General features: G+C 71.4%; 11 protein-coding genes. 4 read left to right on the top strand and 7 right to left on the bottom strand.

Annotated features, from left to right (window positions below; translation table 11 throughout):
* Positions 1 to 68: 68 nt before the first annotated feature.
* Positions 69 to 1,169, bottom strand: a complete 1,101-nt coding sequence (locus tag ABTX24_RS10555) for a class I SAM-dependent methyltransferase (protein ID WP_350839392.1) — start codon at positions 1,167 to 1,169, stop codon at positions 69 to 71.
* A gap of 133 nt (positions 1,170 to 1,302) precedes the next feature.
* Between ABTX24_RS10555 and ABTX24_RS10550 the strand changes: the two genes are divergently transcribed.
* Positions 1,303 to 4,017: an ATP-binding protein gene (locus tag ABTX24_RS10550; RefSeq protein WP_160023867.1), complete on the top strand. Its 2,715-nt coding sequence runs from the start codon at positions 1,303 to 1,305 to the stop codon at positions 4,015 to 4,017.
* A 36-nt stretch (positions 4,018 to 4,053) separates the two neighbouring features.
* Here the strand turns inward: ABTX24_RS10550 and ABTX24_RS10545 are convergent, their stop codons facing one another.
* Genes ABTX24_RS10545 through ABTX24_RS10535 form a run of 3 tightly spaced genes read right to left on the bottom strand, consistent with a single transcriptional unit; the run spans position 4,054 to position 5,660 of the window.
* The gene (locus ABTX24_RS10545) at positions 4,054 to 5,076 is read right to left on the bottom strand and encodes an alpha/beta fold hydrolase (RefSeq protein WP_160023868.1); all 1,023 of its coding nucleotides are present in this window, start codon (positions 5,074 to 5,076) and stop codon (positions 4,054 to 4,056) included.
* 34 nt (positions 5,077 to 5,110) lie between these two features.
* The gene (locus ABTX24_RS10540) at positions 5,111 to 5,260 is read right to left on the bottom strand and encodes a hypothetical protein (RefSeq protein ID WP_160023869.1); all 150 of its coding nucleotides are present in this window, start codon (positions 5,258 to 5,260) and stop codon (positions 5,111 to 5,113) included.
* Positions 5,226 to 5,660, bottom strand: a complete 435-nt coding sequence (locus ABTX24_RS10535) for an Ohr family peroxiredoxin (protein ID WP_141793671.1) — start codon at positions 5,658 to 5,660, stop codon at positions 5,226 to 5,228. The genes ABTX24_RS10540 and ABTX24_RS10535 overlap by 35 nt, the downstream gene beginning before the upstream one ends.
* Before the next feature lie 176 nt (positions 5,661 to 5,836).
* On the opposite strand from ABTX24_RS10535, the gene ABTX24_RS10530 reads away from it, so the two are divergent.
* Together ABTX24_RS10530 and ABTX24_RS10525 are read left to right on the top strand one after the other, a co-directional pair.
* A complete protein-coding gene (locus tag ABTX24_RS10530) occupies positions 5,837 to 8,542 on the top strand; it encodes a helix-turn-helix transcriptional regulator (RefSeq protein WP_350839389.1) in 2,706 nt (901 codons plus the stop codon).
* Between the two features lie 115 nt (positions 8,543 to 8,657).
* Positions 8,658 to 10,217: a tannase/feruloyl esterase family alpha/beta hydrolase gene (locus ABTX24_RS10525; RefSeq protein WP_350839387.1), complete on the top strand. Its 1,560-nt coding sequence runs from the start codon at positions 8,658 to 8,660 to the stop codon at positions 10,215 to 10,217.
* Positions 10,218 to 10,270: 53 nt separating this feature from the next.
* Here the strand turns inward: ABTX24_RS10525 and ABTX24_RS10520 are convergent, their stop codons facing one another.
* Positions 10,271 to 11,383, bottom strand: a complete 1,113-nt coding sequence (locus ABTX24_RS10520; RefSeq protein WP_350839386.1) for a sterol desaturase family protein — start codon at positions 11,381 to 11,383, stop codon at positions 10,271 to 10,273.
* A 134-nt stretch (positions 11,384 to 11,517) separates the two neighbouring features.
* Here ABTX24_RS10520 and ABTX24_RS10515 point away from each other — a divergent pair, with 134 nt between their 5' ends.
* Positions 11,518 to 12,357: a CPBP family intramembrane glutamic endopeptidase gene (locus ABTX24_RS10515; protein WP_350839384.1), complete on the top strand. Its 840-nt coding sequence runs from the start codon at positions 11,518 to 11,520 to the stop codon at positions 12,355 to 12,357.
* A gap of 15 nt (positions 12,358 to 12,372) precedes the next feature.
* Here the strand turns inward: ABTX24_RS10515 and ABTX24_RS10510 are convergent, their stop codons facing one another.
* Together ABTX24_RS10510 and ABTX24_RS10505 are read right to left on the bottom strand one after the other, a co-directional pair.
* On the bottom strand, positions 12,373 to 13,902 hold the full coding sequence (locus ABTX24_RS10510) for an acyl-CoA synthetase (RefSeq protein WP_350839382.1): 1,530 nt from the start codon (positions 13,900 to 13,902) through the stop codon (positions 12,373 to 12,375).
* A 3-nt stretch (positions 13,903 to 13,905) separates the two neighbouring features.
* Positions 13,906 to 15,456 carry a long-chain-fatty-acid--CoA ligase gene (locus ABTX24_RS10505; protein ID WP_160023875.1) on the bottom strand — a complete coding sequence of 517 codons (1,551 nt, stop codon included), beginning with the start codon at positions 15,454 to 15,456 and terminating at the stop codon, positions 13,906 to 13,908.
* Positions 15,457 to 15,508 lie beyond the last annotated feature (52 nt).

The raw sequence follows: 15,508 nt of genomic DNA, 5'->3' as shown, positions 1-15,508 counted from the left end.
CAGTGTCCCCCGATCGGGCCGGTCGCGCCGGACTTCGGCCGGGGGACGAAGCGCGGAAGCCGTCTCGCTCACGGCCGGACCTCGTAGACACGGTTGAACGGGGTCTCGGACACGCCCTCGAACCGGGTGAACCCGGCCGCGATCGTCACGTCGCGGATCCGAGCCGGGCCGGCCTGGGTCCCCAGCGCGAGCCCGACGTCCTGGGCAAGCGAGCTGGGCGTGCAGAGCAGCGTAGAGAAGCCGTAGTAGGCGCGGCCCACCGCGTGCAGGTTGTCCTCGACGTGGTCACCGGCGATGGGCTCGACGACCATCCAGGTGCCGTCCTCGGCGAGAGACTCCCGGACGTGCCGCGCCGCGCCGACCGGGTCGCCCATGTCGTGCAGGCAGTCGAACATGGTGACGAGGTCGTAGTCGCTGCCACCGAACGCGGACGCCGGGGCGACCTCGAACCTCACCCGGTCCCCGACACCCGCGGCCGCGGCGCGCTCGCGCGCGGTCGCGATCGACGCGTCGTGGTAGTCCCACCCGACGAAGCGGGAGTTCGGGAAGGCCTGCGCCATCAGGATCGTCGAGGCGCCGTGGCCGCAGCCCACATCGGCGACCGTGGCTCCGCGTTCGAGCTTCTCCACGGCACCGTCGAGTGCGGGCAGCCACTCGGCGATCAGGTGAGCGTTGTAGCTCGGGCGGAAGAACCGCTCGCAGCCGACGTGGACGTCGGCGTTGTGCTCGTGCCATCCGTAGCCGCCGCCGTTGCGCGCGGCCTCGAGGATGTGCGAGGCGTCATGGACGGTGCCGAGCGCGATCTGGAACATCCCGGGCAGGAAGGCCGGGCTGTCCTCGACGGTCAACGCCACCGCGTGCTCCGGCGGCAGCGTGAACCGGCCGGTGGTCGGGTCGTAGGTCACGTACGAGCCGGCGGCCTGGGCGTTGAGCCACTCGCGGGCGTACGGCTCGCCGGTGGCGGTCCGTGCGGCGAGCTCGGCCGGCGTGCTCGGCCCGTTGGCCGCGAGGTCGCGGTAGTAGCCGAGCTTGTCGCCCATCACCACCAGAGCGGCGTTGAGCGTCGCTCCGACCTCGTCCACCGCTCGGAAGACGAAGGCCATCAGCTTGTCCATGTCGATCTCGACCTCGTTCGTGCCCGGGGTCATGGCGTCATCAGTAGTGGTCATGACGGGAACGCTAGGAACGCCTGGCATGTCCCCGCGTCAGGTGCCCCACCTAGTCGCTCTGGGTTACCCAGGACCAGGTAGGGCGCTGTTCGGTCGTGGGATCGGCACGGGTGCCCGCTCCTAGACTTCCCGCGTGCTCATCGGACGAGAAGCGGAGCAGCGGGTCGTGGACCAGCTCTTCGCCGGTGCGAGGATCGGCCGCGGTGGCGCGCTCGCGATCACAGGCGAGCCGGGCGTCGGCAAGACCGCGCTGCTCGAGGACGCGCTCGATCGTCTGGAGGGCGTCCAAGTCCTGCGCGCAACCGGTACGGAGGCAGAGCAGGACCTCGCGTTCGCCGGGCTCCACCTCCTGCTCCGTCCGGCGTTCCACCTCCTCGACGCGCTGCCAGATCCGCAGGCAGCAGCATTGAGCCGCGCACTCGCCCTCGAGGCGGGGACCGCCGGCGACCGGTTCGCCATCGGCGCAGCGACCCTCGCGCTGCTGTGCCGGTACGCCGAGCACACGCCGATCGGCGTCGTCGTCGACGACCTGCAGTGGCTCGACCGGCCGTCCGCGGAGGCTCTCGCCTTCGCCGCCCGCCGGCTCGACGCTGACCCCGCCGTCGTCCTGCTCGCCGGCCGATCCGGAGCTTGCGACGGCCTCCTCGACGGCCTCGATGTACTGGAGCTGTCAGGCCTGGACCCGGCGGCGTCCGACGACCTCGTGCGCTCTCTGGAGGTCACGCCACCGACCGAGGAGCAAGTGGCGCGGCTGTTCGCAGCGACCGGTGGCAACCCTCTCGCCCTTCTCGAGCTCGGTCGCAACCTCGAGCTTCTCGATGACCGGGCCCCGGGACTCCCGCCGGCGCTGCCCACCACCCTCGCGGCCGCGTTCTCCCGGCGGCTGGCGGAGCTCGGCCCGGGATCTCGGACCACCCTGCTCGCTGCCGTGGTCACCAACGGTGACCTCCACCTCACGGGCGAGGTCTGCAAGCGGCTCGGTCTCGACGTCTCCGGCCTCGGTGCCGCCGAGCGCGCAGGGCTGGTCATCGTGACGAGCAGCCGCATCGACGTACGACACCCGCTCGTCCGCGCGGCCGTCTACGCAGAGGCCGACGAGACTCTCCGTCGATCCGTCCACCTCGCTGTGGCCGACCTGCTGCCGGACGATGCGGAGCGTCGGGCGTGGCACCTGGCCGAGGCCACCTGGGGTCCCGACCCGGAGGTATCGGGCCTGCTCGAAGCCGCCGCCGACAGCGCGAAGACCCGCACGGCGTACACCGTCGCGAGCACCGCCTACGAGCGCGCGGCGCGGCTGAGCACGGACACCGACCGGTGGCACCTCCTGCTGTGCGAGGCTGCCGAGGCAGCGTGGACCGGAGGCCTCCATGACCGAGCGGTCGCCCTGCTCGACGAGATCGAGACCCGGCCCGTCCCAAGCGGCACCCGCTCGCGCACCCTGCGGATTCGGGCGCAGATCGCGGCGCGGAGCGGGTCGGTCGCCGACGCCGTCCGCATCCTCGAGCGGGCGGCGCCCGACGCGCCCACTCCCGATGACACCGTGCTCCTCCTCGCCGAGGCGCTGCATGCTGCCTTCTACCTGGCCGACGCAGCGGTATCGATGCGCCTCGCCACCTCCCTGCTGGCCGCGGTCGCTGCCGCCGAATCGCCCCGCGCCCGCGCCATCGGGCTCGCTGCGGCGGGGATGGCGAAGGTGCTCAGCGGCGAGGGTGGGCTGGCGGAGATCCAGGCGTCGGTTCCGCTGCTGGCCGCGCACGCCGACCCGGTCGAGCATCCCGAGGCGCTGCCGTGGCTGCTGACGACACCGTTGTTCCTCCGCGACGCGGAGACGGGAGCCGACCTGCGCCGGATCGTCGACGACGTCCGGTCCCGCATGGGCGTCGGTCTGCTGCCCAACGTGCTGTTCCACGTCGCCCGGGACCAGGCGACGTCGACTGCCTGGTCCCGAGCCGCAGCCAACTACGAGGAGGCGATCCGGCTGGCGCGCGAGACGGGTCAGGGCACGGACCTCGCCATGTCCCTCGCCGGGCTCGCCTGGCTCGAGTCCCGACAGGGTCGGGGCGACGCCTGCCGGGAGCATGCGTCCGAGGCCGTGCGACTCTGCACCCGACGGGGCATCCGCATGGGCGAGGCCTGGTGCCTCTACGCCGTCGGCGATCTCGAGCTCGCCGAAGGCGACCCCCGAGCGGCCACGAAGACGTTCCTCGACCTCTCGCGTCGGCTCGACGAATGGGGCATCGCCGACCCCGACCTCTCCCCCGGCGCGGAACTGGTGGATGCCCTGCTCCGTCTCGGCCGGCCCGCCGACGCGGAGGCCGAGGCCCAGCGGTACGCGGCCGCGGCACGCACTAAGGGTCGACCCTGGTCGGTCGCGCGGGCGCACCGGGCGTTGGGCACCGTGGCGGACCAGCGATCCTTCGACGCGCACTTCGAGGCGGCCATCGAAGGTCACGCTGACACCCGTGACCTGTTCGAGGCCGCGCGGACCCACCTCGCGTACGGCGGCCGGCTCCGTCGCGCGGGTCGCCGCGTCGACGCCCGCTCACACCTGCGTACCGCGCTCGAGTCCTTCGACGACCTCGGCGCCGACCCGTGGGCCCGGACCACCGCGGCCGAGCTGGAGGCGACGGGCGAGAAGGTGGCGAGGCGGGAGGCGTCCGGAGCGGCGTCCCTGACGCCGCAGGAGCTGCAGGTGTCGCTGCTCCTCGCCGAGGGCCGCACGACTCGGGAGACCGCGGCCGCCCTCTTCCTCAGCCCGAAGACCGTCGAGTACCACCTGCGGAAGGTCTACACGAAGCTGGACATCCACTCCCGCGCCGAGCTCGCCGAACAGCTCCTCGGCTCGTGAGGGTCCTACCTCGCCCTGCGGGGCCTCATGCCGACCTCACAGCCTGTCCGCGTCGAGGACCGCGCGGGCGAAGTCGGCCGGCGCCTCCTGGGGGACGTTGTGGCCGATTCCCGGGAACGTGCGGTGCTCGTACGGGCCGGTGAAGTGATGGCGGTAGCCAGCCCCGTCTCCGGCCGGCGTGAAGGGATCGGCGGCCGGGTCGATGGTGATCGTCGGCACCGCGATCGGCGGGGCCGCCGCGAGCTTGCGCTCCAAGGCGTCGTAGCGGCGGGCGCCGTCGGCCAGGCCGAGGCGCCAGCGGTAGTTGTGCAGCACGATGTCGACGTAGTCGGGATTGCTGAACGCCGCGGACGTGCGCGCGAAGGTGGCCTCGTCGAACGCCCAGGTCGGGGAGTTGAACCGCCACACGAGTCTGGCCAGGTCGGTGCCGATCTTCGGATCGGCGAGGCCCTTCGCGCCGCGCTCGGTGGAGAAGTAGTACTGGTACCACCAGGCCCATTCCGAGGCCGCGGCGATCGGGTCGCGCTGGGCTTCACGGTTGGTGATCAGGTAGCCGGTCACCGACACCAGCGCCTTGACGCGCTGGGGCCAGGTAGCGGCGATGATGTCGCCCGTCCGCGAACCCCAGTCGTAGCCGGCGATCACGGCCCGGTCGATCCGCAGCGCGTCCATGAAGTCCGTGATGTCGAGGGCGATCCGGGACTGCTGTGCGTTGCGGAAGGTGTCGGGTGAGCGGAACGTCGTCGTGCCGAAGCCCCGCAAGTACGGCACGAGGGCCCGGTAGCCATGCTTCGCCAGGATCGGCGCGACCTCGGCATAGCTGTGGATGTCGTAGGGCCAGCCGTGCAGCAGGATCACCGGCTGGCCGTCGCGGGGCCCGAGGTCGACGTACCCGACGTTGAGCTCGCCGGCATCGATCTGGAGGACGTCGGCGAACGACGTGCTCGCTCGTCCAGGGCGTACCGGTCGAGCAGCCGCCATCTCCCCTGTCGCTGCCAGCGCCGCTGTCGAGGTCGCGGCCAGGCCGACCGCCTTGGCAAAGGTCCTGCGGTTCATCATGGTCATTCCGTCTTTCGCTCGGGTCTGGATGTGGTCACACCTGGAACGGGTTCGGGCCCTCGAACCAGCCCAGGGCCGCGTACGCATCGCGGATGAGGGCTTGGGCGGCCCGGCCGAGCGCGTCGCTCGGCTCGGGCCGCCACTCGTCCTCAGGCGACGCGGGCGAAGAAGTCCACGTCGACATTGCCGGTGATGGCCTTCGAGTACGGGCAGATCTGGTGGGCACGCTTGGCCAGCGTGCCGATGGTCTCCTCGTCCAGCCCGCCGACGACGATCTCGAGCTCGGCGCTGAGGAAGAACTCCTCGGTCGGGTCGGTCGTCTCGGCGTGGTTGAGGGTGACGTTCGCGGTCACCTGGATGCTGTCGAACCGGATCCGCTCCTCGGCGGCCGCCCGGCGGAAGGCGCCCATGAAGCAGGCCGACCAGCCCGCGGCGAAGAGCTGCTCGGGGTTGGTGGCGCCGCCGGCGCCGCCGAGCTCCTTCGGGATGGCCAGGCCGAGATCGATGAGGCCGTCGGGGGACGCGAGGTGGCCGCCGTTGCGCCCCTCGCCGGTCGCGGTCACGGTGCCGGTGTAGCTCGCCATGTCACTTCTCCTTGTGGTTCTGGGTGGGTGTTGGTGGGTGTTGCTCGGTGACGTGACGACTTTCGCCGGGGACTCACCGGCCCGGCGCCAGGGATACCCACTGGTCGACTCCCTGGGCGACCCGGGAGAATGAAGGGGCTCCACTGGTGCTGACCGACTCGAGGTGTCGATTGAAGATGGGGATGCCCCTCACGGGGCGGCGGGCCGAGCAGGAGGCATTGGACCGGCTGGTCCGCGGCGTCCGAGCGGGCGAGAGCCGAGTGCTCGTCCTGCGTGGCGAGGCCGGCACCGGCAAGACCGCACTGCTCGACTACCTCGCCGACCGGGCCGGGGGCCGGGTGATCCGAGCCGCGGGCGTCGAGCCCGAGTCGGAGATCGCGTACGCCGGCCTGCAGCAGCTCTGCGCTCCCCTGCTGGATCATCTGGACCGGCTCGCCGAGCCACAGCGTCAGGCGCTCTCCACCGCCTTCGGCCTCAGCGCCGGCGATCCCCCGGAGGCCCTCGTGGTCGGGCTCGCGGTGCTCGGGCTGCTGGCGGAGGCCGCGACCGACGAGCCGCTGGTGTGCGTGGTGGACGACGTGCAGTGGCTCGACCGGATGTCGGAGGTGATCCTCACCTTCGTCGCCCGCCGGCTCGACGCGGAGTCGGTCGCGCTCGTCTTCGGGGTTCGCAGTCCTGACGACGAACAGCTGCTGCCGGATCTTCCGGAGCTGCGGATCGAGGGGCTGGCCGACGCCGATGCCCGGCTCCTGCTCGAGTCCGTGCTCCCGGGACCCGTCGACGCACGGGTCCGTGACCAGATCGTCTCGGAGACCCGCGGGAACCCGCTCGCGCTGCTGGAGCTGCCACGCGGGCTCACCCCGGCGGAGCTGGCGTTCGGGTTCGACGGCCAGAGCGCCAAGCCCGTGGCCAGCCGCATCGAGCAGGGCTTCCAGGAGCGCATCGCCGCGCTCCCCGAGCAGACCCGTCGGCTGCTGCTCACCGCGGCCGTCGAGCCGGTCGGCGACGTCACCCTGCTGTGGCGTGCGGCCGAGCGACTCGGGCTCGACATGGACGCCGCCGCTCCGGCAGAGGACGCCGACCTGATCTCGATCGGGACCAGGGTCCGGTTCCGTCATCCACTGGTCCGCTCGGCCAGCCGGCGCTCGGCCGGGCCCGCCGCCCTCCGGGCCGTGCATCACGCGCTCGCGCAGGTCACCGATCCCGCGCAGGACCCTGACCGGCGGGCCTGGCATCGCGCACACGCCGCGATCGGCCCGGACGAGACCGTCGCCGCCGAGCTCGAGGAATCCGCCGACCGGGCGCTGGCACGGGGCGGACGAGCCGCCGCGGCGGCATTCCTCGAGCGGGCGGTCGAGCTCACCACAGACCCGGCGACACGAGCCGGTCGCGCCTTGGCCGCGGCCGAGGCGCGGTTCGCCGCCGGGGCGATCGCGAAGGCCGCGCAGCTGCTCGACACCGCCGAGATCGGGCCTCTCGACCCGGCTCAGCTCGCCCAGGTGCAGCGTCTGCGCGCCCGGCTGGCGTTCGCGCTCAACACCGGACGGTCCGTGGTGCCGCCGCTCCTCGAGGCGGCCGGTCGCCTGGAGCGGCTCGATGACGGGCTCTCCCGCGCGACATACCTGGCTGCCATCGCTGCCGCGATCAACGCGGGAAGGCTGGGCGGCGACGATCTGCGCCGGGCCGCCCTGGCGGGCCGTGGCGCTCCTCGTGGCGAGGATGCGGTCGGTCGTCTGCTGACCGGGCTGAGCACCTGGGTGCTCGACGGTCATGCCGCCTCCGTGTCCCTGCTCGCCGACGCCGTCGAGGAGATCGGGATGGAGACCGATCTCGAGCTGGCCTGGCTGAGCAGCGCGGTGACCCACGAGATCTGGGACTCCGGGGCCTACTTCGGGCGCTCCGAGGACCTGCTGAGCCACGCCCGCGCCAGCGGGCGGCTGTCGTTGCTGGCGGCCGCGTTGAGCTTCCGTGCCACCGCTCTGATCCACGCCGGCCGCTTCGAGGAGGCCGCCACGATCCTCGATGAGGCCGACACCCTCGGTGCCATGGTCGGTGTGGAGCCCCATCCCGCGAGTGCGGTGATCCTGGCCGCCTACCGCGGACGCGAGGAGGAGGCGACGGCTGTCATCGACGCCGCCCTCGGCTACGCGCGATCGTCCGGGGTCGGCTGGAACCTGGGGGTGGCGGCGTACAGCCGGGCGGTGCTGTCGAACGGTCTCGGTCGCTACCGCGAGGCGCTCGCGGCTGCGCAGGAGGCCATCGAGTTCGAGGACCTGGCGGTGATGCAGTGGGCTCTGACGGAGCTCGTCGAGGCGGCAGCCCGCAGCGGGGCCGACGACGTCGCGGCGGCGGGGCGCGACCGGCTCGTCGCACGCACCTCGGTCGTCGACTCGCCGTGGGCACGCGGCACGGCGGCCTACGCCGACGCGCTGACCGACACCTCCGGCGAGAGCGAGAAGCACTACCGCACCGCGATCGACGAGCTCACCTCGGCCGGCATGACGCTGTACGCGGCTCGGGCTCAACTCCTCCTGGGCGAGTGGCTGCGCCGGGAGAACCGTCGCACCGAGGGTCGTCAGCAGCTCCAGGCGGCGCATGAGCTGTTCGCGAGCATCGGCGCCGAGGCGTTCGCCGAGCGAGCAGCCCGGGAGCTGGCGGCGACGGGCGGCGTCGCCCGGACACGTACGCGCGGAGCCGAGGTCGACCTCACCGCGCAGGAGGCCCAGATCGCGCGGCTGGCCGCTGCCGGACGGACCAACCCGGAGATCGGCGCGGTGCTGTTCCTCAGCCCACGGACCGTCGAGTGGCACCTGCGCAAGATCTTCACCAAGCTCGACATCTCCTCGAGGCGGGAGCTGGCCGCGGCACTGCGCGACCAGTGAGCCGGGCACCGGCCAGGGTGCACCCCAGGGCATCACCCTGGTGCCGGACGGGCACCTGTGCCGGAAGTCTCCTCCTGTGCCCGAACCGAGCGGGCCCATGACGAGGAGAGAGACGATGAAGAGACTGCTGCTGGTAGCCGCCGGGCTGCCGTTGGCTGCTGCGCTGACGGCGGTGCACCCCGGCGCCGCCGCTGCCGAGAGGCCCCCGGCCGTGGCCGACAGCTGCATGGCACCCGACCTGGTGCCGCCCCCGGACGCGCGGATCCTGTCGGTCAGCGCCGTACCGAAGCAGGGCGGCACCTTGACCTACCCGCCCCAGCCCGGAGCGACCGAGCCGCCCCCACCGGTCACCGACGTCCCGCCCTACTGCCAGGTGGACGTGACCCTCACCCACGGCACGGCCGGCGACCGGGAGCTGATCCAGGTCTGGCTCCCCGCGACCGGCTGGAACGGCCGCTTCCAGGCCCTCGGAGGCAGCGGCTACCTCGGCGGCGACTTCGGCCCGAGCCTGCCGACCGCGGTCAAGGCCGGGTACGCCGTCGGCACGACCGACGCCGGCGCAACCCCGACCACCGGCTTCACCGCCGACTGGGCGCTCACGGACGACGGCCAGGTCAACAAGACGGTGCTGAAGAACTTCGCCGAGCGCGGACCGCACGAGCTGGCCGTCCTCGGCAAGGCGATCACGAAGGACTTCTACGGCCGCGCGGCGCACCACGCGTACTGGAACGGCTGCTCGACCGGCGGGCGCCAGGGCTACATGGAGGCCCAGCGGCACCCGGGCGACTTCGACGGGATTCTCGCCAACGCCCCCGCGATCTCCTGGGACCGCTTCGCCGTCGGTGACCTGTGGCCGTACGTCGTGATGAACGAGGAGGACAACCACCTCGCGCCCTGCGAGCTCAACGCCTTCACCGCAGCCGCGACGGCCTCCTGCGACGGTGACGACGGAGTCGTCGACGGGATCGTCGGCAGCTCCATCGCCTGCGACTTCGACCCTGCATCGCTGGTCGGCGAGAAGGTCCTGTGCGGCGGCGAGGAGCTGACCATCTCCGCCCGCGACGCGGCCGTGGTCGAGAAGATCTGGGACGGCCCTCGGGCTGCCGATGGGAAGCGGCTCTGGTTCGGGCTGACCCCCACCGCCAACCTCGGCTACCTGGCCGGCCCGGCGCCGTTCCCAGTGGCGTCCTCGTGGGTGCAGAACCTGCTCGAGAAGGACCCCGCCTTCGACGTCTCCACCATCACCTACGCCGACTACGAAAGGCTGTTCGCCCAGTCGGTCGACGAATACCACAAGGTCATCGGCAGCGACGACACGGATCTGTCGGGCCTGCGACGCTCCGGCGCCAAGCTGTTGACCTGGCACGGCGGTGACGACCAGCTCGTCCCGCTGGCGGGCACGCTGCGCTACCGCGAGAAGGTCGCCAGGCGCTACGGCGACATCGACGACTTCTACCGCGTCTTCGTCGCGCCCGGCGCCTCGCACTGCCAGGCCGGAGCCGGCCCCGCGCCGACGGACCCGCTGGGCGCCTTGGTGAAGTGGGTCGAGAAGGGCCACGCCCCGACCACCCTGGCAGCGACCTCGGTGGCCCCCGACGGGACGACCACCGAGCGCGACATCTGCCTCTACCCGAGGACCAGTCACCTCAGCGGTGACTCCTTCACCTGTCGCTGAACCTGGCCTGCTGCCCGCGGACGGAGCTCCTGCTCCGTCCGCGGGCGGTCGCGTCAGCGGACGTACTCGTCGAAGGTCCGTGCCCCCAGGAACGGGGCGACGTGCTGGGCGAGGATCCCGACCGGGACGGTCTCGCGCTTGAGGACGCCGTACTCCTCGGGCCAGCTGCCGTCGCGCGGCAGCTTGAAGGAGCCCATCAGCATGTCGATCACCGGCAGGTGGATGGCGTAGTTGCGGTCCCAGTAGTCGAGGTGCCGGGCGTGGTGCCAGTGGTGGTAGCGGGGCAGCACGATCAGATACTCGAGAAGGCCGAACCGGATGCCGAGGTTGGCGTGGGCGACGACCGCCTGGATGCCGACCAGCACGGCGTACGCGTTGACGACCGAGGTCGAGAAACCGAGGAACAGCAGCGGCAGCAGCACGATGCTGCGGGTCAGCACGGTCTCGACGAAGTGGACCCGGGAGCCGGCCAGCCAGTCGAGCTCCGGGCTGGAGTGGTGGACCGCGTGGAAGCGCCACAGCACCATGATCCGGTGGTAGCAGCGGTGCAGCACCGCCTGGGCGAGGTCGGCGAGGAAGACGGCGAGCAGGAAGGCCACGACGAACGGCAGGCCGTCGATCCAGGCCTGTACGCCCGGCATCTTCACCGACGCGACCACCAGCGACGTCGAGGTGGTGACCAGGATCAGGATGAGCTGGACCAGGACGTGGCTCATGAAGAAGTAGCAGGCGTCGGTGCGCCAGCCGGGTCGGAAGACCGGCAGCGGGCGGCGGGCGAAGGCGTGCTCGAGCGGGATGAAGACCAGCGCGGAGAAGAACAGGGCGAGCACGAACCAGTCGAGGCCGAGCGAGAACGGCGAGTCCTCGACCGGGCCTTCGAACGGGACATCGGTGCCGCCGAGCAGCACCGCGGCGGTCGCCGTGCCGACGCCGATGAAGGCCATCGGCTTGTGCTGATCGCGCAGCACCGCGATCGTGCCGGCGAAGAAGGCGGCCGCGAGGCCGACGAGCAGCAGCGTACGCGCGAAGTCCTCGGTGTAGACGGCGCGGAACTCACGGGTGGTCAGCAGCTCCGGGAAGTGGAAGCAGAGCACCGTGGCCAGGCTCAGGACGCCCAGGAAGCACGAGGCGGCCGGTGCGAACAGGTGGTGGCGCAGCAGGGACATGGCTGCAGTCTTGTCACTGCGCGCCGAGGGCGCCTGAGCTCACGTACTCAATTGATGCGTGCCCGTCGACGGCGCGTCGTGTCGGCTCCCGCAGATGCGCCCCGGGTCCGGGAATCTCTGCGAGACTTCGACGCATGGAAGAGAGTCCGTCGGACGCCGGGTTCTGGGAGCGCGCCGCCACCTGGAAGGCCGTGCTCTTCGTCGTGACCTATCTCGCGTTCTACCTGGCCGTGGGCCAGGTCGTCGACCGGGTCTTCGCCGGCCGGATCGACGGCGACGACGTGCTGGCCGACCCCTCCAGCATCGTGTTCGGGCTCGCGCTCGCGATCGCCGTCGGCGCGATCGCGCTGCTCGTCTTCGCCGCCCGTGTCGGCTGGCTGGGCGCCGTCTTCGGGCCGCAGCCGATCCGTGGACGGGCCTGGATGTGGGTCGCGCCAGCTCTGGTCGTCGCGGCCATCGTCGCCCACGTCATCGGCATCGACTGGGGCCGGTGGAGCGGAGGCCAGCTCGCCGCGCTCGCCTTCCTCGGCCTCTGTGTAGGCCTCGCCGAGGAGATCGCGACCCGGGGCATCGTGGTCAAGATCCTTCGCGACGCCGGGCACGCGGAGGTCTTCGTCGCCGTCGGATCCTCGCTGCTGTTCGCGCTGATGCACACCGTGAACCTCTTCTCGGGGATGTCGGCCACGACGGTCGCGGTGACCGTCGTCTACACCTTCGGGTTCGGCATGTGCATGTACCTCACCATGCGCGTCACCGGGACCATCTGGGCGGCGATCGTGCTGCACGCGCTCACCGACCCGACGACGATCCTGTCCGCGGGCGGCCTCGACGAGGCCGGCGCCGGCCAGGGCGGCGGAACCGCGATGATCGCCACGACGATCACCGCCGTGCTGGTCGTGTTCGCTGTGGTCGCCGCCTTCCTCGTCCGCGGCACGGTGTCGCCCGCCGCCCGGGCCGAGGTCGCCGGAACCTGACCTTCTGCAGCGGACTCAGCGCGGTTCGCTCGGCCGAGGGACTGGAACGAGCCGTCTCTTGACCATCTTCCCAGTCGGAGTGCGCGGCAACGAGTCGCGGAAGTGGATCTCGCGGGGGACCTTGTAGTGGGCGATGCCGTCGCGGGCGTACGCGATCAGCTCCTCGGCCAGCTCGGATGACGGAGCGACTCCGGGCGCAGTTTGCACGAAGGCGGCGACCCGCTCCCCCATCTCCTCGTCGGGGACGCCGATGACGGCGATGTCGGCGACGGCCGGATGGAGGCTGAAGAGGTCCTCGATCTCCTGCGGGTAGATGTTCACGCCACCGCTGATGATGGTGAACGCGACCCTGTCGGTGAGATAGAGGAACCCGTCCTCGTCGAGGTAGCCGACGTCGCCCACCGTCGTCCAGGAGTCGTGGTCCGGGTGCTTGGCCGCGGCGGTCTTGCTCGGGTCGCCGAGGTAGGCGAAGCTGCGGTCGGTGCGCTCGAAGTAGATCGCGCCGACCTCGCCGGGACCGAGCTCGCGGCCGTCCTCGCCGACGATGTGCGGGACGCCGATGATCGGGCGGCCCACGGAGCCGGGATGCTCGAGCCAGGTCGCAGAGTCGATCGCGGTCGCGCCCATGCCCTCGGTGGAGGCGTAGTACTCCTCGATGATCGGCCCGAACCACTCGATCATCCGGCGCTTGACCTCGACCGGGCACGGCGCCGCGGCGTGCACCACGCACTGCAGCGAGGAGACGTCGTAGGAGGTGCGTACGTCCTCGGGCAGCTTGAGCATCCGGACGAACATGGTCGGCACCATCTGGGTGTGGGTGACGCCGTAGCGGGCGATGGTGGCCAGCGCCTGCTCGGCGTCGAAGCGCTCCATCATCACCAGGGTCCCGCCGTAGGCATGCACGACACCGCCGAACCGCAGCGGCGCGGCGTGGTAGACGGGCGCGGGTGACAGGTAGACCGAAGAGTCGTCGAAGGCGTATGTCGTCCCGAAGACGAGCGGGTAGACGTAGCCCGGCTCGCCGACCGTGATCTCCGGCAGCGGCGACCTGATCCCCTTCGGCCGCCCGGTGGTGCCCGAGGAGTAGAGCAGGTCGTCGCCGTGCGACTCCTCGATCGGCTCGTTCCCGGCGGCCGCCAGGGCCGCCTCGTAGTCGGCGTAGCCGTCGACCTCACCGGCGTAGGCCAGCCGGTGCTCGACCGGGACGTCGAGGGAGGCCACCGCCGGCACGCCGGCGGACACGACCAGCGCCTTCGCGCCGCAGTCGGTGACGATGTAGGCGGCCTCGTCGGCGGAGAGGTGGCTGTTGACCGCGGTGATGTAGAGCCCCGAGCGCAGCGCGGCCCAGTAGACCTCGTACGCCTCCGGCCGGTTGTCGGTCAGCAGCGCGACCACGTCGCCGCGCCGCAGCCCGCAGGCGCGCAGGTGGCGCGCCACCCGGAGGCTGCGCTCCTCCAGCTCCTGATAGGTGAGCGTGCGCCCCGAACCCGCCATCACGATGGCGGGCTTGTCCGGCGTACGCGCGGCCCAGATCCCGGGGAACACCGCCTACCCCTGGGCCCGCAGCTCGGTCTTGCGCACCTTGCCGCCGGCGTTGCGCGGCAGCACCTCGAGCACGACGAGGTCCTTGGGGAGCTTGAACCGGGCCAACCGGGTGGTCAGGAACTCGTTGAGCCCTTCCAGGTCGAGACTCTCGCCCGGCTTGAGCGCCACGTGGGCCACCGGCACCTCACCCCACGTCTCGTCGGGCCGGCCGACGACGGCCGCCTCGAGCACCGCAGGGTGGGCGTGGATGGCGTTCTCGACCTCCGCACTGTAGACGTTCTCACCGCCGCTGATGATCATGTCCTTGGCCCGGTCGACGACCCAGACGAAGCCCTCCTCGTCCTGGCGGACCAGGTCGCCGGAGTGGAACCAGCCGCCGGCGTACGCCTTCTCGGTGGCCTCGGGGTTGTTCCAGTAGCCACGCGTGACCGAGGGGCCGCGGTAGACGATCTCGCCGACCTCGCCGACGGGCACGTCGTTCATCTCGCCGTCGACGATCCGGTACTGGATCGTCGGGATCGGGCGACCGACCGAGCCGAGCTTGCGCAGCGAGTCCTCGCCGCGCAGCACGCAGGTGATGGGCGAGGTCTCGGTCTGCCCGAAGACGGCCACGTTGAGCGCGTCGGGGAAGGTATCGGCCATCGTCTTGAGGAGCGTCTCGGAGGCAGGGGCCGCACCCCAGGAGATGATGCGCAGCTTCAGGTCGCGCTCCTTGATGCCCGGCAGCGCGCAGATGGCCTGCCACTGCTGCGGCACGTTGAAGACGACGGTGGCACCTTCGCGCTCCCAGGCGTCGACGACCTCGCCCGGGTCGAAGGCGCCGAGCGGATGGATCACGCTCGGGATGCCGAGCAGGAAGTTGGCGGCCAGCGAGCCCAAGCCGGCGATGTGGAAGAACGGCGCGGTCATGAACGCGATGTCGGACTCGTCGCCGAGGTCGTTGCAGCGGATGCAGGTCAGCGCCTGCATCTGCATGTTGTGGTGCGTCAACATCGCGCCCTTGGGCTTCCCGGTGGTGCCGGAGGTGTACATGATCAGCGCCACCGAGTCCTCGCGGATGTCGCCGAGCTCGATCGGATCGCTGGCCTCCACCAGGCTCTCGTACGCCTCCATCCCCTCGGCCTCCCCGATCACGATCCGGGTGGCGAGCGCCGGGGCGAGACCGATGGTCGCCGCGGCCAGCGGGGCGAGGAGCTGCTCGGTGACGATCACGGTCGCGCCGCTGTCCTCGACCAGCCCGGCGATCTCCGGCGGAGTCAGGCGCGCGTTGACCGGCACCGCGATCGCTCCGAGGCTGTTGATGCCGAAGACCGCCTCGACGAACTCCGGCCGGTTGAGGGTCAGCAGGATCACCCGGTCGCCCTGCTGCACGCCGCGCTGCTGCAGCGCGGCGGCGAAACGCAGCGAGCGCTCGTGCAGCTGCTGCCAGGTGGTGTTCACCCCGAGGAAGCGCAGCGCCGTCGCGTCGGGTCGCATCACCGCGTGCCCGGCGGTCTGGCTCATCCAGTGGCTGCGGAACGTCCAGGCCGGGGCCTGTGCAGTGCGGTCGGTCATCGATCTCCCTCTTCCAGTCGGAACCACGAACATGGTTTCCGTCACAGCAATT

Origin of the sequence: Nocardioides sp. NPDC127514 (assembly GCF_040302125.1) — a bacterium.
Lineage (GTDB): Bacteria > Actinomycetota > Actinomycetes > Propionibacteriales > Nocardioidaceae > Nocardioides.
Note: the sequence above shows the minus strand (reverse complement) of the source record. Positions and strands in the feature narration are given on the sequence as shown.